Source organism: Ignavibacteriota bacterium (assembly GCA_013285405.1).
In the GTDB taxonomy this organism is placed as follows: Bacteria; Bacteroidota; Ignavibacteria; order Ignavibacteriales; family Ignavibacteriaceae; genus IGN2.
Map to the genome: position 1 here is coordinate 1,420,885 of CP053446.1, position 21,905 is coordinate 1,442,789.

26 protein-coding genes, 1 tRNA gene and 1 pseudogene are annotated in these 21,905 nt (G+C 35.7%); 10 read left to right on the plus strand and 18 right to left on the minus strand.

Annotation, left to right across the window (positions count from 1 at the left end):
* Position 1: 1 nt before the first annotated feature.
* On the plus strand, positions 2–301 hold the full coding sequence (locus tag HND39_06145; GenBank protein QKJ95896.1) for a hypothetical protein: 300 nt from the start codon (positions 2–4) through the stop codon (positions 299–301).
* An 81-nt stretch (positions 302–382) separates the two neighbouring features.
* Here the strand turns inward: HND39_06145 and trxA are convergent, their stop codons facing one another.
* The 6 genes from trxA to HND39_06175 all read right to left on the minus strand — a co-directional run bounded on the left by trxA (position 383) and on the right by HND39_06175 (position 3,454).
* Positions 383–754, minus strand: a complete 372-nt coding sequence (gene trxA, locus HND39_06150; GenBank protein ID QKJ95897.1) for a thioredoxin — start codon at positions 752–754, stop codon at positions 383–385.
* Between the two features lie 90 nt (positions 755–844).
* Entirely contained in the window at positions 845–1,228 is a 384-nt protein-coding gene (locus tag HND39_06155) for a DUF302 domain-containing protein (protein ID QKJ95898.1), read from the minus strand.
* A gap of 23 nt (positions 1,229–1,251) precedes the next feature.
* Positions 1,252–1,494: a DUF2892 domain-containing protein gene (locus HND39_06160; GenBank protein ID QKJ95899.1), complete on the minus strand. Its 243-nt coding sequence runs from the start codon at positions 1,492–1,494 to the stop codon at positions 1,252–1,254.
* Between the two features lie 3 nt (positions 1,495–1,497).
* Positions 1,498–1,731 carry a hypothetical protein gene (locus HND39_06165; GenBank protein ID QKJ95900.1) on the minus strand — a complete coding sequence of 78 codons (234 nt, stop codon included), beginning with the start codon at positions 1,729–1,731 and terminating at the stop codon, positions 1,498–1,500.
* Entirely contained in the window at positions 1,728–2,117 is a 390-nt protein-coding gene (locus tag HND39_06170; protein QKJ95901.1) for a rhodanese-like domain-containing protein, read from the minus strand. The genes HND39_06165 and HND39_06170 overlap by 4 nt, the downstream gene beginning before the upstream one ends.
* 125 nt (positions 2,118–2,242) lie before the next feature.
* Positions 2,243–3,454 (minus strand): MFS transporter, encoded by a 1,212-nt coding sequence (locus tag HND39_06175; protein QKJ97903.1) that lies wholly within the window; start codon positions 3,452–3,454, stop codon positions 2,243–2,245.
* Between the two features lie 202 nt (positions 3,455–3,656).
* On the opposite strand from HND39_06175, the gene HND39_06180 reads away from it, so the two are divergent.
* Entirely contained in the window at positions 3,657–4,181 is a 525-nt protein-coding gene (locus HND39_06180) for a DinB family protein (protein ID QKJ95902.1), read from the plus strand.
* A gap of 46 nt (positions 4,182–4,227) precedes the next feature.
* Here the strand turns inward: HND39_06180 and HND39_06185 are convergent, their stop codons facing one another.
* Positions 4,228–5,160 carry a DMT family transporter gene (locus HND39_06185; GenBank protein QKJ95903.1) on the minus strand — a complete coding sequence of 311 codons (933 nt, stop codon included), beginning with the start codon at positions 5,158–5,160 and terminating at the stop codon, positions 4,228–4,230.
* Positions 5,161–5,251: 91 nt separating this feature from the next.
* Between HND39_06185 and HND39_06190 the strand changes: the two genes are divergently transcribed.
* From HND39_06190 to msrA, 5 genes are all read left to right on the plus strand, one after another.
* Entirely contained in the window at positions 5,252–5,692 is a 441-nt protein-coding gene (locus HND39_06190; protein QKJ95904.1) for a hypothetical protein, read from the plus strand.
* Between the two features lie 11 nt (positions 5,693–5,703).
* Complete coding sequence (locus HND39_06195) at positions 5,704–6,030, plus strand: hypothetical protein (protein ID QKJ95905.1); 327 nt, start codon at positions 5,704–5,706, stop codon at positions 6,028–6,030.
* 35 nt (positions 6,031–6,065) lie between these two features.
* The gene (locus HND39_06200; GenBank protein QKJ95906.1) at positions 6,066–6,254 is read left to right on the plus strand and encodes a hypothetical protein; all 189 of its coding nucleotides are present in this window, start codon (positions 6,066–6,068) and stop codon (positions 6,252–6,254) included.
* Between the two features lie 103 nt (positions 6,255–6,357).
* Positions 6,358–6,430, plus strand: a tRNA-Lys gene (locus HND39_06205).
* 157 nt (positions 6,431–6,587) lie between these two features.
* Positions 6,588–7,211, plus strand: a complete 624-nt coding sequence (msrA, locus tag HND39_06210; GenBank protein QKJ97904.1) for a peptide-methionine (S)-S-oxide reductase MsrA — start codon at positions 6,588–6,590, stop codon at positions 7,209–7,211.
* Positions 7,212–7,268: 57 nt separating this feature from the next.
* On the opposite strand, the gene HND39_06215 is transcribed toward msrA, so the two are convergent.
* The 9 genes from HND39_06215 to HND39_06255 form a co-directional block, all read right to left on the minus strand.
* Complete coding sequence (locus HND39_06215; GenBank protein QKJ95907.1) at positions 7,269–7,742, minus strand: hypothetical protein; 474 nt, start codon at positions 7,740–7,742, stop codon at positions 7,269–7,271.
* 95 nt (positions 7,743–7,837) lie between these two features.
* Positions 7,838–8,482 (minus strand): outer membrane beta-barrel protein, encoded by a 645-nt coding sequence (locus HND39_06220; GenBank protein QKJ95908.1) that lies wholly within the window; start codon positions 8,480–8,482, stop codon positions 7,838–7,840.
* Positions 8,483–8,651: 169 nt separating this feature from the next.
* Positions 8,652–9,023, minus strand: coding sequence for a hypothetical protein (locus HND39_06225; protein ID QKJ95909.1), 372 nt, complete (start codon positions 9,021–9,023; stop codon positions 8,652–8,654).
* A 242-nt stretch (positions 9,024–9,265) separates the two neighbouring features.
* The gene (locus tag HND39_06230) at positions 9,266–10,333 is read right to left on the minus strand and encodes a S9 family peptidase (GenBank protein ID QKJ95910.1); all 1,068 of its coding nucleotides are present in this window, start codon (positions 10,331–10,333) and stop codon (positions 9,266–9,268) included.
* Between the two features lie 51 nt (positions 10,334–10,384).
* The gene (locus tag HND39_06235; GenBank protein ID QKJ95911.1) at positions 10,385–11,224 is read right to left on the minus strand and encodes an FkbM family methyltransferase; all 840 of its coding nucleotides are present in this window, start codon (positions 11,222–11,224) and stop codon (positions 10,385–10,387) included.
* Positions 11,225–11,238: 14 nt separating this feature from the next.
* Positions 11,239–11,925, minus strand: a complete 687-nt coding sequence (locus HND39_06240) for an SIMPL domain-containing protein (protein QKJ95912.1) — start codon at positions 11,923–11,925, stop codon at positions 11,239–11,241.
* A 26-nt stretch (positions 11,926–11,951) separates the two neighbouring features.
* Positions 11,952–13,601, minus strand: a complete 1,650-nt coding sequence (locus tag HND39_06245) for a M1 family metallopeptidase (GenBank protein ID QKJ95913.1) — start codon at positions 13,599–13,601, stop codon at positions 11,952–11,954.
* Positions 13,602–13,745: 144 nt separating this feature from the next.
* A complete protein-coding gene (locus tag HND39_06250) occupies positions 13,746–15,308 on the minus strand; it encodes a PQQ-binding-like beta-propeller repeat protein (GenBank protein ID QKJ95914.1) in 1,563 nt (520 codons plus the stop codon).
* Positions 15,309–15,369: 61 nt separating this feature from the next.
* Positions 15,370–16,500 (minus strand): T9SS type A sorting domain-containing protein, encoded by a 1,131-nt coding sequence (locus tag HND39_06255; protein QKJ95915.1) that lies wholly within the window; start codon positions 16,498–16,500, stop codon positions 15,370–15,372.
* 584 nt (positions 16,501–17,084) lie between these two features.
* Here HND39_06255 and HND39_06260 point away from each other — a divergent pair.
* The 3 genes and pseudogenes from HND39_06260 (at position 17,085) to HND39_06270 (ending at position 19,333) form a co-directional block, all read left to right on the plus strand.
* Positions 17,085–17,573, plus strand: coding sequence for a peptidylprolyl isomerase (locus HND39_06260; protein QKJ95916.1), 489 nt, complete (start codon positions 17,085–17,087; stop codon positions 17,571–17,573).
* 165 nt (positions 17,574–17,738) lie between these two features.
* Positions 17,739–18,268 (plus strand): annotated as a pseudogene (locus HND39_06265) (adenine methyltransferase).
* 309 nt (positions 18,269–18,577) lie between these two features.
* Positions 18,578–19,333 carry an isoprenylcysteine carboxylmethyltransferase family protein gene (locus tag HND39_06270; GenBank protein ID QKJ95917.1) on the plus strand — a complete coding sequence of 252 codons (756 nt, stop codon included), beginning with the start codon at positions 18,578–18,580 and terminating at the stop codon, positions 19,331–19,333.
* A 277-nt stretch (positions 19,334–19,610) separates the two neighbouring features.
* On the opposite strand, the gene HND39_06275 is transcribed toward HND39_06270, so the two are convergent.
* Both HND39_06275 and HND39_06280 read right to left on the minus strand, forming a co-directional pair.
* Entirely contained in the window at positions 19,611–20,738 is a 1,128-nt protein-coding gene (locus tag HND39_06275; protein QKJ95918.1) for an ATP-binding protein, read from the minus strand.
* 103 nt (positions 20,739–20,841) lie between these two features.
* Positions 20,842–21,792, minus strand: a complete 951-nt coding sequence (locus HND39_06280; protein ID QKJ95919.1) for an alpha/beta fold hydrolase — start codon at positions 21,790–21,792, stop codon at positions 20,842–20,844.
* Between the last annotated feature and the right edge of the window lie 113 nt (positions 21,793–21,905).

The following is a 21,905-nucleotide window of genomic DNA, read 5'->3' on the forward strand; positions in this document are numbered from 1 at the left end:
TATGAAACTCACTTTTTTAGTTTATCACGATATTATTGATGACAGAGTATCAGGAGCACTGGACGAACTTAAAATTGATTACTACACTCGCTGGGAAGATGTTAAAGGAAAAGGTCATGACACTGATGCACATCTTGGAAATCGCCCGTTTCCCGGCTACAACAACGTAAGAATGATTGCATTTGTTGATGAGGCGGTTTTAAATCAACTTATCGTAAAAATAACTGATCTCAATAAATCAATTGAGAGAGATGACAACAAAATAAGACTGTTTCAGGTTCCACTTGAGAGAATAGTATAGCTTAGAAAGCGGAATTAATTTTAAAAGGTTCAGTTTATGAAGTAGAACAGATTATTAGTCTGTTCTACATTGTGATTAAAATTAATTTTGGCTTGGTTCTGTTGCGAGAAGTTCTTTCTCTATCGCAGAGATGAAAGATTCCTTTGGAAGAGCCCCAACAGCTAACTTTGGTTGTCCAGCTTTTGGAATGAATAAAAGCGAAGGAATGCTTTTTATTCCAAACACAGCTCCAAGTTCCTGCTCTTCATCCGTATTAACTTTATAGAAATTTACTTTTCCTTTATACTCAACGGAAAGTTCATCAATTATTGGCGCGACCATTCTGCAAGGACCGCACCACGGTGCCCAGAAATCAACAACAGCAGGAATTTCTCCCTCAAATTTCCAGTCCTGGTTTTTTTCATAATCAAATACTTTTTCCAAAAACGTTTGTTTTGTCAATTGTTCAGCCACTTTATTTTTTCCTTTCTTGTTCGGCGATTAGTTTAATTATCAAAAAATGTTTTTTCACTCTCTTCTTATAAGAAAGTTGTGTGTTGTGCATTATATAGCCGCCAACACTCTTTGCAATTTTTCCTGCACTTCAGTTGCTATTGGTTCCATCTCGTCGTTTTCAATTATCCAGGTCATCACCATCGGATCGAAAACAGAGACTACTGTCTTACCTTGTTTTTCATAGACAATAACATTGCAAGGCAGAAGCAAACCAAGTTCTTCTTCTGCTTGTAACGCTTTATGTGCAATTGGAGGATTGCATGCACCAAGTATTACATACTTTTTAAAGTCCACATTGATTTTTTGTTTCAGTGTTTCTTTAACATCAATTGAAGTTAGAACACCAAAACCTTCTTTTTTCAATTCTGTTGTAACTTTTTCGATTGCCTGCTCATAAGGCAATCCAATTGTTTTTGAAAATCCATATTGCATTTTTTCTATCCTTTCGATATCAATTATTTTTTATCTGACTTCTTTAATGTTGAAAGTTTCAATGACGCATAAATCGGGCAAAACCCAGTTAAGCCTGTAAGCAAGAACGCAACGGCAAAGATTGCCAAAACAATAACCGCAGTTCCGGTGATCTGATTTGTGAAATAAAGAATTGCGATAATTACTGCCAGAAGTATTCTTATACCTTTATCCACCGAACTCAAATTCTTTTTCCCCGCAAAACGGGATTTCTCTTCGTTCAACATTTTTTATTCTCCTTCGTTTGTCCCGGCTTGATTTTGTCGGGACGTATTTTTAAATATTAATTTAACTCGTTTCCAATCAGTCAGTATCAAACCTATCATTGTGCCATACATCGTACTATTAATGGGACTCCCGGTTATAACGCAGCTTCCATTGCATCCGATAAAATTGTAATAAAGAAATCCACCGAGCGCACCAAGCAGAACAGGCAGAAATAATTTTATTTTGTTCCAGATCATTTCAAACCCGCCGCGTTCCATCTTAAAATTCCACCTCTCAGGTTTGAAGCATTAAAACCAAGTTTTCTGAGCTTTGATGCCGCATTCAGACTACGGTTTCCGGTTTGGCAGTAGCAGATTATTTCTGATGCTTTAAATTTTTTTAGCTCCCCTTCATTAGCTGAAATAGAGGAAAGCGGAATATGATACGAACCCCGAATGGAATTTTTCTTTCTTTCTGTCTCAGTTCTTACATCAAGAAGAATAACGTTTCGCTCTTTCTTAACTTTTTGCGAAGCTTCCTGTGCAGAATATTGTTTTATAGTTTTTATCAGAAGAATTTTTCTGATGATGTAAAATGCTATTAACGCAATTAGTGTGTATAGAAATATTTGTTCGGTTGACATAGAATAATTTTATTGTTTGCTGAAGGTTTGATAATTGAATTAAGAAAAGGATTCAAATCAAACAGAAGCCGATCGAATTGTTTGATCTTTCGGTATTGTGTTAAATAAATTGAGAAGAAGAAATATTATTTTCTTCTTTTCATATAAACATTATAAATGAACATCATTATTGCTGCTGCCACACCAACTAATCCGATAATCAAAAAAACCATTTCGGGTTTTCCAACTTCCCTTCTTCCGAAGTTGTGATAAATCCATCCGCCAAAAGTTCCGCCGAGCGTCCAGGCAATTGCAATCGGCAGGAAAGCAAATCCCTGAAAAAGAGCGGCTTGCCCCTTCGGCGCGAGGTCAGCAAGGTATTCATAGAAACGGGGAGCCTGTGTTTGTTCGCCAACTGAGAAGATGAAGATAGTTGCAATGATTAATCCAAGACCAACAGTAATTCCTGCGGCAGCCGAGAAGTAAAGCAGGAACCAGCTTAAAGCTGCAAATACAAACCCGATCATAATTGCTGTGGGTGTAGGAATATTTTTAGTCAGTCTGTTGATTGGTATTTGCAGCAGAATAATTGTCCATGCGCCAACCGAAAGAATTAATTCGATCGGGGCATCGGGACTAATGTAATCAGAAATGTAAAACGGAATCACGATAAAAAATTCCCAGAACACTATCCAGTATAAAGCAAATATCATAAGAAAAATCATGAACTTAATATTTTTTATCACAGTGAAAAGATTTTTTATTACTTGAACGAGACTATCGCGCTGTTCATCAAGTTTAGCCTGTGGTTCTTTAAAGAAAAAGAGCGTAACCAGAAACATAAGCGCACAACTTATTGCAGAAACAAGATATACAAACTGAATTCCGAAAGAATCTCTTACCAGATATGCAAGGAATGGACCGATAGCTGCACCCATATTAACAAGCCAGTAATAAATTGCGTAGCCGAATGATTTTGTTTCTTTGGTTGTTGTAAGAGCAACAGTTCCAAGTACGCTCGGCTTGATGAATGAACCGCCGATTGCAGTGAAGATTAAAATGAAACTTAAAACAATAAAAAGATTAGTGTCAGAATAGTAACTTTCAAATCCTGACATACCGGTTGATCCGATCAGAAAATATCCGATAGCCAGAACAAAGAAAGCAAAAGAGAAAGCTTTTTTAAAACCAAATTTGTCCGCAAGTGCGCCCGCAAATATGGGGAGGAAGTAAATCAATCCGCCAAAGATAGAGGAAAGTTGTCCGGCTTCAACTTCATCAAACCGGAGATGATCTCTGAGGAAAACACTGAGAATAGTTGCCTGACCATAGTAAGCAAGTCTCTCAAAAAGTTCCATGCCGTTTGCAACCCAGAAGGATGGTTGAAAGCCAGCTTTAAGTTGGGCAAACAAACTTCTTTTTTCCACAGAGAATCCTTTCGAAAATTTTTGTGTGCAATTTATGAAGTTTCTATCATAAAATTCATGTGTTATTTAACTAACGAATTAAATATATTCGCTCCATCACTTAAAAAATATTACAAATCATTAAGGAGGAATTATGTTTAAAATAAATAGTTGGTTCTTATTATCGGCGGTACTATTTGTTACTTCGGCAGGTCTGGCAGAGCAGCCCATTTTTGTGAAGGAATTTTTGGGGCAGGCAGATTTTGTAAAAAGCAGACTTTTACAGCTTGCAGAAGCGATGCCTGAAGACAAATACAATTGGACTCCGGGCGAAGGAGTCAGAACTGTTGGTGAGGTTTACATGCATGCTGCAGAATCTAATTATTATATGCTAAGCCTTATTAAAGGGGAAAAAGATTATACAGAACCTCCTGTGAGCAAATCAGATAAAAAAACGGCGCTGGAATCGCTGGAAAAATCTTTCGACAATCTGAAAGAAACCGCTGCGAAATTTACAGACGAAGATCTTAATCGGGAAATTGATGCTTTCGGGATGAAATTCACGGTAAGGAATTTTATGGTTACGATACTGAATCATCTTCACGAGCATCTTGGTCAGTCAATTGCTTATGCAAGAATGAACGGTGTAACACCACCCTGGAGTAAGAAAGGCGAATAGTATTTTTTGGAAGGGCACTCTTTTGAGTGCTCTTTTATTTTAAGTTTTAATTTCCAGAAAAGTTTATTCCGCTAACTTTTAAAATGCTTATCAGCAAAATAACAGCACCAATCCATTGAACAATATCTAAAATATTACCGCGGAGAAAATATTCCAGAATAATAGCAGTAAACGGAAAAGCAAGCTCGCAGATAGTTGCAACCGAAGCGCTGATTCTTTTCAAACCATAATAATAAAGAAAGATTGCTGTTCCGCCAGTGGTTAAAGCAATTATTAAAAAAACAATAATTTGAGTTGCTGTTATATCGGGAATGTTTTTAGTATCTCCTATAAAAACAACAATCACTAACATTATTACGGCGGAAAACAGGAATCGTAGATATGTTCCCATACCGAAAGAAACATTTCTAAGCGCACGTTTACTTAATACAGTCGATGCACTGAAAGACAACGCTGCCAATAGGGAAAAAATAGCAGCAACAGTAGTTTTGTCGCCTGTTGAAAAGTCAGGAAGATTTGTCCCGAATGTCATAAAGTATGCACCAACAATAGCAATTCCAGCCCAAAATATGAATCGGAAACTAAGTTTTTCTTTTAGAAAAACAGATGCCAGAGCAATCGCAAACACAGGCTGTAATTTTTGAAGCAGGATTACAACAGAGAGATTAACAAAATTAACGTAAAACAATGCTTTGGTTATTGCCATTGTACCAATAGCTCCACCAAACAGCGCCAACAAGAAGAAAGCCAGCCAGTCTTTTGTCTTTAAAAACTTTAACGATGGAAGATGTCTGATGAAGTAAGGTGAAAGCAGTATTGCTACAATCGTGCTTTCAACGAAAACAACCAAAGGAACCGGAAGGCTAAACAGTGCGGGGCGGAGAACGATTCCATCCACACCCCACAAACTTGCTGCGATAATTACAAACAAAGGTGACAGATTATTTTTTATAGATAGCTGATTCTTGTCGGAGTTCATTTAAAATTAATTTATTTAATTTATGTTTGGGTATAAATTTATTTAATAATTCTATTAATAATAATTACTAATCGAGATTAGAGATCCTGATATGATAACCAAGTTAAAACTCCCGGCATCGCTTTTCTTTTTTGCTCTCCTGTTGATACTTTGGTCATGTTCCTCCATTTCAGTTTTCAGCCCGGAAGCCTATAAACAAGCAGTTGATTTAAAAGTAGAATCTTTGAATCTAATGTCGTTTGCTACCGAACCATTTGTTGAACATGAAGACGAGGTAAGTTTTTTGAAGACCGAACTTGACAAAGCTTACGAGTTTGCACTCGGAAGACCGAGTAATGAAATATCCACCGAACAATGGAAAATATTAATCGACAAAGACGGAAACCTTCTCGGCGGTTTTTTAAATCGTTGGGAAACCGAAGGGATGCTTGGCGAAATGTTCGTTACAGAAATGCAATCATTGGTCGGTGATGCATTTGATACAATCATTGGTCTTGAAAGCGGAAAAATAGATCCATCAGAATCTAAATAGAGGAGAGCCTTATGCCAACATTTAACGATTTTATATCAACAGTGAAAAATGATCTGCTTGATTTTGCCAAAGAAAATTTTGAAGAGTATAAGGATGAGCTGCTTAAAGACGGCAGCACTTTCCTTGAAAAAACAAGATCAGACATTGAACGATGGACAGAAGGACTTGCATCAGGCGCCTTAAGTCCAGCAGATTTCGAATTTCTTTTAAAGGGGAAAAAAGACATTGCTCAAATGGAAGCGCTGAAACAAATCGGTTTGTCAAAGATAAGAATCAGTAAAATTACAAACGGAATAATTGATGTGATGGTAGGAAGTGCGGTAAAAACATTTCTTTAATATTTTTATAAATTAAAATATAACAGAGGTAAAAAATGGATCAATCAAAAGAACAAACAGCAGCAATACTTACACAAATTCTGTTTTCAAAACTTGCGCACAGATTTTTTGACAAATACACCGATTATGAAATGCAATCAGGATTTTTGAAAACAGAAATAATGAAGGTATATCATAACTTTCTGTCGGAGCTAAATAATTTACCGGAGACAAAAAAGAAATAGCAGGAAAATCAGCCACCGGCTCTCCTGAAAAATTCGACAGGGAATGATTCCGTCCCCGAAGAACCAACTTTCACACCGCATAAAAATTCAGTAATTTTACCACGCATCCTTAGCTCAGTTGGTAGAGCATCTGACTCTTAATCAGCAGGTCGCGGGTTCGAATCCCGCAGGATGCACGAAAGATAATTATTTTTCTTCCCCGCTTATGCGGGGCTTTTTATGCCCATTCTTTTATCTTGATATATATGAAATAATCTTCAATCTTTCTTTTATTAATTATAATAATTTAGGATAAGATTCGTGAGAATTATAATTTTATTAATATCGATGTCAATGATAGGTTTTGGTGGATGCGAAAATGAATCCAACAGCAATAAAGTAGAAAACAAAATAGACAAAGGAGCAGTTGTTAATATGGCAAATTTGGATAAGGCAACTTTCGGTTCCGGATGTTTCTGGTGTACCGAGGCAATATTTGAAAGATTAAATGGCGTTGTAGATGTTGAATCAGGGTATTCCGGAGGGAAAGTTGAAAATCCAACCTATGAAGAAGTTTGTACCGGAACTACAGGTCACGCCGAAGTAACCCAGATAACCTATGATTCATCTGTGATAAGTTTTGACGAATTGCTGGAAGTCTTTTGGAAGACACACGACCCGACAACTTTAAACAAACAGGGTAATGATATTGGCACACAATATCGTTCAGTAATATTCTATCACAATGAAAAACAGAAAAATCTTGCGGAAAAATACAAAACAGAACTTGATAAGTCCGGCGCATGGGAAAATCCGATAGTAACTGAAATTTCTCCCTTTGAAAATTTCTATTCTGCAGAGAATTATCATCAGGATTACTACAACAACAATCCAAACCAGGGCTATTGCACTTTTGTAATTGCTCCAAAGCTTGAGAAGTTTGAGAAGGTCTTTAAGTCCAAGCTAAAGAAAAAATAATATCATAACTTAAAAACCCTTTCTTTCCGCAAGGGATATTTAAATTTAGTTTTTGTTTTACTCTTTGTCCCGTACTAATGGAGTTGAAGACATTCTAACCAAGTCTGCTACTGTAGTTACCCGGTTATCAAGCTGGAAAAATTTTCCAACAAGCTGTGCGGGTAATTTTTCAAACATTTTATTTATAAATTCTTGTCTCAAATCCAGCAACTCCTGATATGACATCATTGTCTTGTTTATCAAATCTTTTGCTGTTACATCATCCATTCCATAATAATTCATCATATATTCCTCAGTAAGGTTTGCCCTTTGATCGAATATCGGGCTTCGGGCAGCCATATACTCATCAAACACCGGCCAGAAAACTTTTGCTTCGTCCTCAGTTAATATTAAGTTCGATTTAACAATTTCTTTAAATGTACCACCAACATCTTTCTTTAATCCATCGATGTAAGTTGAATCAAAACTCTCTATCTGCGCGAAGCTTAAAGATGAGATTAAAAGAGTAAAAAGTATTATTAATGTTTTCATTATGCCCTTTCCTTAATAAATTTTATTATTGGTTTATTACAGTTGAAATTTGTGTGGACTAAAATATTGAATGGCGGGCTATTTACAAAGGTGATCTAAAAGCTAAAAGCAAGCCCGGCGGTTAAATCGTATTGAAGTATATATGTCCCTCCACTAATGAAAATGCCACAATATCCATCACTGCAAAAGATTGATGCACTGGAAAAGTAAACCGGAACCAGAAACCTCCACTGCAACCTTGCAGCAAGATTTTCAGTGAAATAATATTTAATTCCTCCGCCAGCAGTAAAAGAAAATTCCAACTCACTATTTATTTTTTCGTCTGTTGGCTTGAAGTAAGTTGCACCAAGCGTAAATACAGCAAATGGTCGGAAGCTCCCCGTTTCTGTTTCTACATGAGCACCTGCCTGAAAATATTCCACACTCATATCAAACAGATATTTTACGGTGTCAAAATATTCCTGCCTGAAACGTACCTCTGTATTTAATCTGTCATACAAAAACTCAATAAGCAAATCATCACTTATTCTGATATCAACAGCTGCACCATAATTAAAATTATGATCTATGACCAGTTCACCATCAAGTGTATTTAAGTTACTCGATAGAAAGTATCCGGCAAAAGGGGTAATTTCAAATTGCTGGAGTGTGTATTGTGCAAATATGGAAGAAGCAAACACCACAATTGAGATTGATGAGAGAAGAAATATGCGTGCTTTTTGAAAAATAGAACTATTCACACTTTAAATATACCCTTTAAGAGCAACGTCATCTATAATTTTAATGAAAAATTTTCTTTAACGCGAATGTAATTAATTAAGTTAAAAGGAAAGACCGGAAAGGTTAATAAATGTGCTTGATGTTTATAAAAGAAGAAGCTTCGGAATAAAAATTTAATGAGAGGATTAGTTAATCGTAGTAAATTCCAACGAAGTTATATTCCGGATGAGTTTCAGAAGTATTTACACCACGCGTGTTAAACTTCATTTCCTGACCGGGAGCTAAATCAAAAACTGTTGCACTCGTTTCTTCGCCCGCAATGACATATTTAATAAAAACATTTTTTATCGGCTTACCAAGATTGTTGCGTATCTTTCCTTCAACAACAGCAAAATAGGATCCGCCGGAGCCTTCAGAAGTCTGAACATACTTACCCGGCTGCTGGGAAATTTGAAGCTTTCCTGTTACCTTTATATCTTCTGTTCTCTCCATCGAAAGAAGATAATAAATGCCACCACCAATGCCGGCAATTATAATTATTATTGAAAGAAATCTTACCATTTTAGTCCAATTTTTTCAATTCTCTTTAGTTGTTGTTTTTACAAATACTATTCCCTTAATTTTAAGGTCAAAAGTCGATATGGCAGCTTTTTAGAGGAAATAATTATAAAATACAGGTAAAATTGAAAGACCATGACGGGATTAATTTTATAGACAGTTCAATGAGATGACAAATCTGTCACCAAATTATCCACAATTAAGAAGTTATTTCACTATTGACAAGCAACCACGACAAATTGTGTTCATCTGAAAAACACTTTTCGTATATCTTCGATGTTGTTAAATGGTCGAGGTGGAGCCAAATAATTTTCGAGGAATTTATAAATCTTCAACCGTATTGAAAGAGCGAGTTTAGTATCCTGCCTGTCGAATGAGTGACCACCAGGTAAATCCTGAAATATTTCGTACTCAAAATCTTTGTTTAAAGTTTTTAATGTATCAATCAGCATTTTCACCTCAACTACGTTTACGTCTTCATCATTTGTATTTGTATGAATAAGAAGTGGTGTTTCTAGTTTGTATGCATTATGGAGAGGAGATCTTCTTCGATATTCCTCAGGATTTTGTTCAACTGTTTCCTCGATATGATATTTTGCAGAATAGAGATCAATGTAATCTTTTTCCATATAGCTCAATCTTGTAATCAAATCACTAACCGGAACGCCAGCGAAAGCCACATTATAATTTTCAGGATAATTAAAAATACTCATCAAGCTGATCAAGCCTCCGTGGCTCCACCCAACAATTCCAACTCTTTTCGGATCTACAAATTCATAATTGTCCAGCATATACTTTCTGCTAGAATCAACATCATCAATTTCTCTACCACCGTAATCAATTTTTTCATAATGTGATTTACCATAGCCAGTGCTTCCCCTGTATTCAGCAGAAACAACGACATATTGTTGAGCAATTAATTCTTTCACTATGTGTAAATAATAAGTCGAAAAGTTTGCGTGCACTCCGCTGTGCGGAAATACTATCAACGGATATTTTTTGCTGAAGTCAATATCCTTCGGGATGAAAACGTACGACCAGAATTTAACAGGATTGCCGAACGCAGGATCGGTCGTATCAGTTTCTTTCCATTTCGGTGGGCCCGTTATAAAAATTTTGTCAACGTAAGCAACATCACCAAGTTTTTGAAACCACACAATATCATCAATATTTTTTTCGAGAACATCTAATCTGTGTTCTAGACTCGCATTGTAGTTAAGAAGTGAATCTAATTTATGAACAAGGATTGTATCCGTTTGCGGGAGAATTGTAGCAGAAGTTATAAAAGTTAAAAGCAGAATCAATTTTTTCATTTTGTTTCCTTTTTTGAGGATGATAAATAATTATCAAAAGTACATATATTTTTACCATCTCTGATTTGTGAAAACGACATTAGCTGTTTTGTTTCTAATAATATGATTTAACAATTCATTTTTATTTATCTGTCTTCCGTCGGAGACATGAACGAAAAGGTAATTATTCAGAGATTCAACAGATTCAGAGATTGCTTTCTCAATCTTTTTCGAAAAGAGATTTATGCCCAACTCTCTGCAAATCTTAAAAATGATTTTGGACAGAAGCTTATTCATAAAAGCCTGATGAAAAAAATATTCCGCAAGATATTCTGTATGAAACGAAATAAGAAGCGTTGGATAATTTAATTTCATCAGCTCATTTTTAATTGAGGGAAGAAAAAACAGTTCGGCACCCTCGGTATCCATCTTTATAAAATCTGTTTTGGTAATTTTTTCTTTATCAAGAAATTCTTTAAAGGTGATTGTTTGGACCGTTGCCTTATCATTTCTATCACGAGCTCTTTGGATTAGGCTTGAAGCGGAATCACCAAAAACATTCCGTGAAAATAAAGTTTGAGTTGAGCTGCTGTTCCATATAGCGAGATTATGACATTTAATTTTATCACTTATCTGCGAATTCAGATTCACATTATATACAAGCTGTTTAAAGATAACGGGATCCGGATCGATAGAATGAACAAATGAAGCGAGATGAGCAGCATAAATTGTCAATGGCCCAGCCCAGCTTCCGATATCTAATACAACATCAGATTCTTTAATAAATTTTTTGAAGACGGAAAAGGACTCTGGTTCCCATTTTCCCGATGCAATATGCTTCCAGATTCTTTCGAATTGAAACGGACTGATTGTAAAATCAAATTCTCCAATATGGATTTGAAGATTTTCCATCAAGGCAAATTATTTTATTCTTCAAGCAATTCAAACCGTACCCGTAGCGATACACTCATTTCTACGTAGTGTGGCAAATCAATCAAAGTTTCACCTGGTCTTGGCGCAGAGATTGCCATTGCATTCCCGGCATCTGACGGATAGTGATGCGAAGTTTCAATACTTATTATTTCTCCAAGTTTTTTACCAGAGTTCTTTGCGGTCAGTTCGGCTTCTGACTTCGCTTTTACTATCGCTTCCTTTATTCCCTTATCTATCCAGAGATCACTTTCGTCCGCAATAAATTTTGCATTGTATTCATAAATACCAATAGATAAAAGAGCAAGCTGAATGGGTTCATACTTGATGAAATCATCCAGCCGTAAACTTACGACCTGTCTTGTCATATATCCCGGAGTTTCTTTTGTAAAAGCAGGTGTTTTTCCAATATATAAAAGTGAATAACCGACATTCGAATCCGCAATCTCAAATTCGTTAAATAGATTTAATAATTTCTGTTCTAATTTTTTGTGATCATCAAATGCCTTTTTAGGATCTTCGCTTTTTGAACTTAGCGTTAATGAAAAGTAAATTGCATCTGCAGGAATCTGTGTAACAGAATAAGTTGAGATAAGAATAGAGGGCTGATCTGAATCCTGAGCAAGCAAAAAACCACTCAGGGATATTAAGATCAAAACGATGACAGATAATTTCGTTTGCATAATATGCACCTATTATTTGTTATTAATTATTTATTGAGGTTCTTAAATTCTACATCGCTCATCGTAAGCCACTTATCCGGATCAATAACTGGTTCCACACCTTCCGGAATTTTTATTGAGCCTGCACCTTCACGCATTTCAACCTTCGTGATTTCACCTTCTAATTTGACTTCAACAGGGACGGAGAACGGAAGATTGTTTTCAATTTTCCATTCAAGATAAAGAAAACCATTTTCTATTATTGCTTGAAGAACCGGAAGTTTTGCCTGTCTGAAATAAACTTCCCAGAACCAATCGAGCTCACGATCGGAAACCTTCTCCGCAATTTCCAGGAATTCATCTGTTGTTGCAAACCTGCATTGACTTCCATCTGTTACTTTTTCCATTTCAGAATCAGGATATGCCCATCTTCTTAAAATCATTTTAAAAGTGTCATCACCAACATAGTACCGCAGCGTATGTAAAACATAAGAACCTTTTGAATACATATCGTTTGTATATGCATCACTGCTCGTCATCTCTTTCCGTGGCGCAACTGGCTGTTCGTTCTTCCAGAGTTTCCAGTTCATCATAAATGCAAAAGGACTTCTGTCAGATAATTTTTCTTCGATATAAAGTGTCTGCATATAACCGCAAATTGCTTCGTGAATCCAGAAATCGCTCCAGTCTTTTGCAGTTACCATATTTCCCCACCATTCATGACCAAGCTCGTGATGATGAAGCCAGTCAAATCCAAACTGATCATCTCTGTAACCATATCCGTTTGCAATTATTGTCTGATGTTCCATTCCAAGATAAGGAGATTCAGCAACTCCATATTTATCTAACCGGAATGGATACGGACCAAGCAACTCCTCATACCATTTTAAATGATCTAAAAACTCAGAACAATGTTCTCTTGCTTTTTCAATATTTTCTGGAAGAACCCAGATTGTTACGGGAATTTCTTCTCCTGTTATGCTGGTGTATTTGTATTGAAGAGTATCGTACGGTGCAATGTTGATAGAAACTCCATAATTATTAATTGGAGTTGAAACAAACCAGCAAAAAGTTTTTGTTCCTTCTTTGTTGTCAAGAACGTATCTCAACTTTCCATTTGATACACAAATTAAATTTAGCGGAACAGACCAGTTGAGCAAAACAGAATCTGGTTCGTCAGAAGGATGATCTTTGCAGGGCCACCACGTATCAGCGCCACCACCTTGACAAGTAACTCCAACCCAGTGATCACCATTTTTTGTTTTACCCCACGTGAATCCATCATCCCATGGGGGATTTTTTGCAATTCCCGGTTTTCCGTTGTAGTAAATCTTTACTGTGAACGATTGCCCTATTGCTACTTCCTCCGGTAATTGAATCTTTATTTTTCCGTTTTCGTGTTTAAAAGAAATCTCTTTGGATTCTGTCGGTGAATCCCAAATAATTTTTGTGATTCTGTATTTGTCATCGAGATCAAGAACAAACTCTTTCATATTTGAAACAGCTTCAACAGTTACACCAACCCAGCCGTTAATTGTTTGCTTGTCAGGATTGATGTTCAGATTAATGTTATAGAACTTAACATCGTACGCAGCCCATTCGGGAGTGAGCGGACCGCCTGAATCCTGAGAACCGAATTGAGGAAAAAGCGAAGTTGAACAGATGAGTATTATTAGAGAAACAATTATGTGTTTCATTATTTAATAAATCCTGTTGGTGTTGATTGTAAAAATATATAATTCAGGTGATAGTTGTTAGTACACAGAGCCGAGGTCATTAGCACAAAAACAAAAGCCCCGTTCGGCAATTGCCGGATTTCAGGGCTTTAATGTAAGAGAAAACTACTTCAGCAAAATTAATTTCTTAGTAGCTATATAGTTACCCGATGCAAGAGTGTAGAAGTAAATTCCGCTTGACAGGCCATCTGCCTGAAAAATTACATCATAGCTTCCTGTATTTTGGTACCTGTCAAGAAGTGTTGCTACTTCGCTTCCCATTAAATTATAAACCTTTAATGTAACTCTTCCTGATTGTGGAATAGTATATCTTATATTTGTGATTGAGTTGAAAGGGTTGGGATAGTTTTGTTCTAGTTTGTAAGATAGAAATCCTGGGTTTTCACCCTCTACTGAAGTTACTGTATCTCTTACTGCAATTAAGTTTCTTACGTGGTGTTGAAATGTTGAACTTTGATGCGTTCCTATATATAGTGTCCCGTCTGAACCAATCGCTGGTGATGTATCATAATCATAATCTTCCAGATCAAGTGTCCATAGAATTTCACCGTCACTGTTCAGACAATAAAAATATCCGGCAAAAGTTGAACCACAATAAATTTTACCTTCAGCATCACAAACTAATCCGTGGTCAATTAAACTCTCCTCGAAATTACCTGGTAGTTGAGAGATCCAATTTTCGTTTCCATAATAATCTAACGATACTATAATATTCTTCATATTGGAATTAGTGCGTGTCGAGAATATTACATTACCATCTTTATCCATTGTTGGAGCAGAGTAATATTCATAATAATTAATCTTGTATCTCCAATTCATAGTACCATCCGGATTGATGCTATACAAAAAAAAATTATTAGCAGCCGTGCTATCTGTTCCGAAAACATAGATTTTATTTAAATTATCAACCATTGGGGCACCTAAATTATGAGTCGCAAAATTATAAGACCAAATCAATTCACCATCAAGCTTTTCTGCATTAAGTGACCCTGGTTCTGTGATATCCGCTCCACCTGTAAAATAGAATATTGTATCACCACCTGTTGAAAAAATAAATGATCTCCCTTTCAATCCTTCTATAGTTCTCTTTTCTTTAACTATACCACCTGGGTCAATTATAACAAGAGTATCTCCTGATGGAACATACAGATCACCATTTTTAGCAATTGTCATATAGCCGTGCACCCAACCCCATACAATATTTTTAATCTGCCACTTTAATTCACCATTTGGTTTCAGAGCATAGATACTACGGTTCCTTGATCCAAAATATATAGTAGAATCACTTGCAATTATTGGAACAATATTATTTGCAAAGTATGATTCAGTTTCAAATGTCCAGAGGTTCTGTCCTTCTTTGTCTATTGCATAAAAGAAATTGATTCCTCCTGAGTAAACAGAACTCGTGCCTGTGTACAAAATGTCATTATAGCCTATCACAGGCCCGTAAAATATTCCCAGAGGCATATCTTTTCTCCAGATAACATTATTTGTACTTGGCCCAACATATTTACTCCTTCCCGTTGCTTGCATATCTCCACGAATAAATGGCCAGGGTGAGTCTGCTAACGATGGCCAGGGAATATGCTGCTGCTGCTGTGCATTACAGAAAGCAATATATACTAATGTTAACAATATCACTTTCTTTAACGATTTAATTTTTTTCATAATTTACCTTTATTTATGCGGCGGTTACTTCCCACCGCATTTATTCAATATTTTTAAATTATTATTTAAGCAAAACAAGCTTCCTCATATCTCTAAATTTGTCTGTTCTTATTTCATAAAAATATATTCCACTTTTGAGACTGCTTCCATTAAACTGTACCTGATGATTTCCTGCGGTTAATACTTCGTTTACTAAAACTGCAACTTCTCTTCCAAGTATATCATATACTTTCAGACTAACAAAAGAATTTTCTTTAAGAGAAAATGAGATCTGTGTTGTAGGATTAAAAGGATTTGGGTAATTCTGCCTAAGAATGTAATCATAGATTGTTTCATTTGTTGATCCCTTATTCAAACCCACACAGATATTTAACGATTCGGTGTATTCTGATCCCCTGTTACCATTAAGTGCTGCAATTTTGTAGTATGCTGTCATCGGTCCGCTAACAGCCAATGTAAAATCAGTGTAATTTGTTATTTGTTTAGAAACTGTGGCAATCTTACCAAAGGTTCCGGCTGTTGAACCACAACCACTAACTACACTTCTATAAACAGCATACCCTGTCCAATAATCACCTGTATTTGAAGAATGGTTCCAGCTAATATAAGGATGAGCTCCTGAAGAAGTTAAATTAAAATTATCTGGTGGTAATGGTTCTAACTCGGTCGTAACGGAATCAATCCAAGGCTTTTGTGCCCAAATTGATGTGGTTGTTGGAAAGAGATTTTGTGTAGAACGATAGTAAAAATTCCCATTTGAAACATTGAAATCAACCGTAACATCTCCTGAACCAAAATTCTCTGGTAAGTCAGATGTCCGGTAATCAATATAAAAATAATCTCTTTCTTCAAACTCACCACTTATTTTTTGGTATGCCGTTACCTTATAATTTCCAAGTCCAAACATATAGGTTGTACTTTGTGCCCAACAAGCCTCCCAATCTAAATGAGCATCAGTAAATGTTATTTGATAAGAGCCTGGGTATTCAGTGGTTAAATCGTGAACATCATAATATCCTAATTCATCTATTGCATCCCAGCATAAAGTGCTTACTAATTGAACCTCAATTTTTATCTCTGCTCCGGGATTATTATTTATCCAAATAATTAGTTCACCTGCAGCTTTATCTTGGGCAATTATTGTTAAGCTTGCCAATACAAAAATTAATGCTGTTATTAATAACTTTTTCATTTTATCCCTCGTTTTAATTATTTATTAAAATAAATTTTAAGGAAGATTTTAACACTATGTGAAACCGGTTGGATAAAATGTTAAAGATAAGCTAAGCCGTATGGAATGATAATCACAATGACATAAAAGAATTGTATAGGAAGAAATTATTTTTTTTTCATCCTCCCAAATTCCGGAATCTCTCGGGCAGAGATAGAGTAAATTATGTACCAATGAATTGTTCATCAGATAGCTACTCTGAATTAGTTTTGGTTAAAACATAGATAATGATTTTTTGAAAATCAATTGCGTGAACTTTAGATTTTAATAAGCCTTGGATTTTTGTAACTTATCCATATTGATTTTTTATTTTTATCTCAGGTAAGTTAGACAGAACCTTACCCTATCCAATCGAGATATAATAAAATAATGAAAAGATTTCGCCAGTTTTATAAACAATTCTCAACACACAATTTCCATAGTTATAATTTCAAGGCTTTCACGGCCGCGACGATCTGTGGGCTGATTTGAAAGTTGTTTACGATTGGTTTTCCCTCGTATAAATGTTATAATGCCACCCACTTTTAAAAATAAATGGAGTGAAAATGGCATTAATGACAAACAAAGTCATAACGATTAACTATACATTAAAAGACAAAGAAGGAAACCTGCTTGATTCAACTGATAATGGTGGTCCGTTTTCTTTTATCACCGGAAATATGCAGGTTCTTCCCGGACTTGAAGAAGCACTTGTCAGTATGATAATCGGAAGCAAAAAAAATATTAAGCTTGCCGCGGCAGATGCCTACGGCGAGTATGATGAAAATGCAATTCAGAAAGTGAACCGCAGCTTGTTTCCTGAAGAAGCCGAACTTGAAACAGGGATGACTTACTTTGCTCACTCACCCGAAGGTCAGCATATTCAGTTTGTAATTACAAAAATTGAAAATGATGACATCACAGTAAACTTTAATCATCCTCTTGCAGGAAAAAATTTAGAATTTGATGTAGAACTTCTTGATGTGAGAGACGCAACCCCCGAAGAAATTTCACATGGACACGTTCACGGTCCCGGTGGTCATCACCATCACTGATTCGAGTATGTCATTGCGGAGAATCCGGCATTTGCCGGATGACGAAGCAATCTGAAGTTTAAATTTGGGTGTGCTTCTCCCAACTAAAGGCATGCTTGCGATAACAGAGACAGAAATACTTTACTTCAAGTTACAACCGAAACAGAAAGTAAAAAACCGAGATTAATTAGTGGACTTTTCATTAGCAGAACAGAAGAATGGAAAACACCCAATTATGTTTTCCTCGCTTTGAAAAAGGAATTTGATTTTCAAGTTGATGTTTGTGCCACATCTGAAAACGCAAAATGTAAAATTTATTTTGATAAATCTGTTGATGGATTAAAAAGAGAATGGAGCCCGTTTAAATGTTGGATGAATCCTCTATATGGCAGAGAAATTTCAAGATGGATGAAAAAAGCTGCCGATGAAAGCCAACGAGTAGCTTTGGTTGTTTGTTTAATTCCAAGCAGGACTGATACAAAATGGTGACATGATTGGGTTATGAAATCTTCTGAGATTCGATTTGTATTCGTTTCGGTGATTCAAAAAACTCGGCACCCCTTCCTTCCTGCATCGTGATTTACTATCCTGAACTGGAGAACCCATATAAACTGTCAGTACCAATTATCAGATCAGTTAGTTTTGATAAATCAAAAATGAAGATGAAATTTTTATCAACATCTGTAAATAATCTGAACAATGACCAATTGTTATAATCATTTGTATTGTAATAAGAAAAAACCTTTCACGGATTGTCTGGTCAATGAAAAGAGAGTTTAAATAATTTTAAGATTGCTTCGCTCCGCTCGCAATGACATCCTTTATTTCACTTACTCAAAAACTCGCTTATCACTTCAAAAATTGTAAGTGTTTTTTGATTAACAGAAATACACTTTTCACATTTCTTTTATTTGTTATTCTTTAACTATTGTAATTGAGAAAAATATTACCGAAGTTGTGATCGGTTGTAAACTAACAATTCCCATTTCCCCTAAATAACTATTTCAAATAAACAAGGAGGCCTTATGAAAAGGTCAATTTTTTTCCTTTATGGAATAATTAGTTACTTGATATTTTTTGCTACTTTTCTTTATGCGATAGGATTTGTTGGTAATTATATTGAGCCAAAGACTATTGATTCAGGTTTTCAGGGTGGGAGTAATGCAATTTTAATTATTAATTTATTGCTGCTTTCACTATTTGCAATTCAGCATAGTATAATGGCAAGACAATGGTTTAAAAAATGGTGGACAAAAATAGTTCCCAGGGAGATTGAAAGAAGTACTTATGTTTTGTTTTCAAGTATCGCTTTAATTGTATTATTTTACTTCTGGCGACCGATGCCAGATGTTATCTGGAATGTGCAAAAAACCGCATTATCATCAATATTAACTGTGCTATTTTTTCTCGGATGGTTTATTGTTCTGACGGGAACATATCTTATTAATCATTTTGAGTTGTTCGGCTTACAGCAGGTTTATCTAAGTTTAAAGAACCGTGAGTTTACATATCCCAAATTTGTAACACCGTTCTACTATAAATTTGTAAGACATCCATTAATGCTCGGATTTATTATTGCTTTCTGGGCAACACCTGTAATGACTGTCGGTCATCTTCTATTTTCAATAGCGACTACCGGCTATATCCTGATTGCAATTCAATTAGAAGAGCGTGATTTGGTTAGTTTCCATGGAGAAGCTTACAGAAGATATCAAAGAGAAGTTTCACAAATAATTCCAATGCCTGCGAAGAAACATAATATCGCTGAAAATATTCGTTAATGCGTGTAAAAGTGCAGTAACTATAAGAAATTGTTAAAGACGTAGCAGAAGGAGATGTTTCATATTTATATAAATAATCTTCTGAACTAAATTTAATCCGGTGAAATTTTCTATAATCTGTTTGTTATGTTTCCTAATTTCTTCAAAGGAGTCATTTGTAAAAAAGAGGACATCTTTTATGCCTCAGCTCTACTTCTGAAAGATGTCATCTTTATACACTACACTAACTCTCACTTACTCAAAAATTCTCTTATCACTTCAAAAAGTCTGGGAGGATTCACAAAGATATTTGTTCAAGCCATCTTTCCAGGAAAACATCATAAACGAGATAATTATCCCCTTCATTATAAATCATTTCTCTGTCTAGCAAAGCCCTGACAGCAGAATGCACGGAACTGGGTGTGCCAAGATTATGCTTTGCTATAAAATCTTTTGAAGTTATGCGCTTTGCATTTCCTTCAATAGCAATAGCCGTGAGCACTTTCCATTGATAACCTGTAAGCAAATTCCTGTAATTAATATATACGGGTTCGTTTTCTTTCAGTATGCTTTCGAGGGTATTCTTTACTAATAACTCAGAAATGGTGCCGTCCTTTAATCCGTAAAGACGATTACAAAGGAATTGGACATAATAAGTGTGCTGCCGGCATATTTCAAGAATTTTTGCAACGGTGTTATTGCTGATTTTCTTTTTTCCTTTCTCAAACTTTGAGATTATAAACTCACTGTAAGCTTTTTCAGAGATATGTTCAAGCTGCATCATCTCGGTGCTTTGATAAAATGGGTTTCCATACTTACTAAAAATAGAGAGCAGAATATGTTTCTGGCTGCCAGAGAAAATAAAATTAACTCCAACAGCTCGTTGAATATTTGTTCTGAGCATCGCTTCCACATTTTTCTCGGGGAAATTTGTAATCTGCTGAAACTCATCTATTGCAATAACTATCCTTTTTCTGCTTTCTTTGAGATACAGGAATATCTTCCCCAATGATCTGTCGGCATCTTCAACGGATTGAATATTAATTTGCAGATTTGGAGCCCCTGTTAGTGGATCAAAGGAGATTACAGGTCTAACCCCGCTGAAAATTTCCCCAATTTTCTTAATGAATTTTTCGGGTTTTGATTCAAGCTTGCCAAGTAAAGTGGCAGCAAACAAGTTAACAAAACCATTAATATCTGTTGTTGGCAGGATATCTATGTAAAACAGATGTATCTTCTTATCCGATTTAAGACTGTTAAATACATGATCTATAATTCCGGTTTTTCCAAGTCGCCGGATAGAGAAAATCGTTATGTTCCTTCCGTTTTTAATGGAACGAATTATTTTGTCGGTTTCCACCTCCCTATTACAAAAATATTCGGGAGAATAATATCCGGATACTAAAAATGGATTTTCTGGTTTCATAATTTACGTTACGAGGTTTACGTAACGAAACTTAGGTAATATTTTCAAACGAATCAAGTTTTTCTGCAATCCTGCAACTCCACTCATGATAAAAGTAATAAATTCACTTCCCCAAAAATTCTCTTATCACTTCAAAAAGTTTTGAAGGTTCTTCAACCTGCGGGTTGTGACCACTTTTTTCAAACATAACAAACTCAGACTGCGGACAATACAATTTGTATTCTACCATCATTCTTGGAACAGCAACACGGTCATAACGTCCGCCGTAAATTAGTATCGGCATCTTTAAATTTTTTAATTGTTTCCTGTAATCAAAAGTGCCAATATCGTTTGTAACCAGAAAATCGCCGTCTCTGCCAACCAGCTGATAGTACAATTTTACGTTCAGCGGATTGGGATATGATTTTTTCCCACTAGGTAAAAAATTTTCAGGATTGTAAGCATATAAAAATCCGTAAGGCACACGTCCGTAAATTTCCTGATGTATCGGATCGCTTGAGACCGCACCTCCCATTCTTATTTTCATCAGCTCTTCCCAGATTTCAGGATAGTTTGTTTTTATTTCGTGGTTGGAATTGTCGCAGTTCTCCTGCCACATCAAATAGCTGTGAAAAGAGTTTGCAATTATCAGGTGAGAAACATTCTGAGGATATTTAATTGCGTAACCCTGTGCAACAACTCCGCCATAAGAATGACCGAGAATATTTATTTTATCAAAGCCCATCGCTTTGCGTAAACCTTCAAGGTCTTCAATATCTCTTTCGAGAGAATATTCTGTAACAACTTTTGCAGTATCAGACTTCCCTCTTCCGAAGGCATCATAATAAACCAGGGTGTTTGTGGTAGAAAGCGAATCAAATCTTCTTAAACCATAATGATTATTTCCCGGTCCGCCCGCAATAAAAAATAATGGTTCACCTTCACCGAAACTTACAGTCCAGAGTTTCGCACCGTTTACCACATAATATTTTCCATCAGTTTGGCTGTCAGGGAATTGTGCGAAGATTGAAATGCTTATTATTAATAAGAAGAGAATAGTGGTGCGTATTTTCATAAATCGCCTTGAAACTTTTAAGTAGAGAAAAGAATTATGGGGAGCAAATTAATGTTTTTCACATTGTCATGCTGAATTTATTTCAGCATATTAAATCATTAACGGGAGAACCT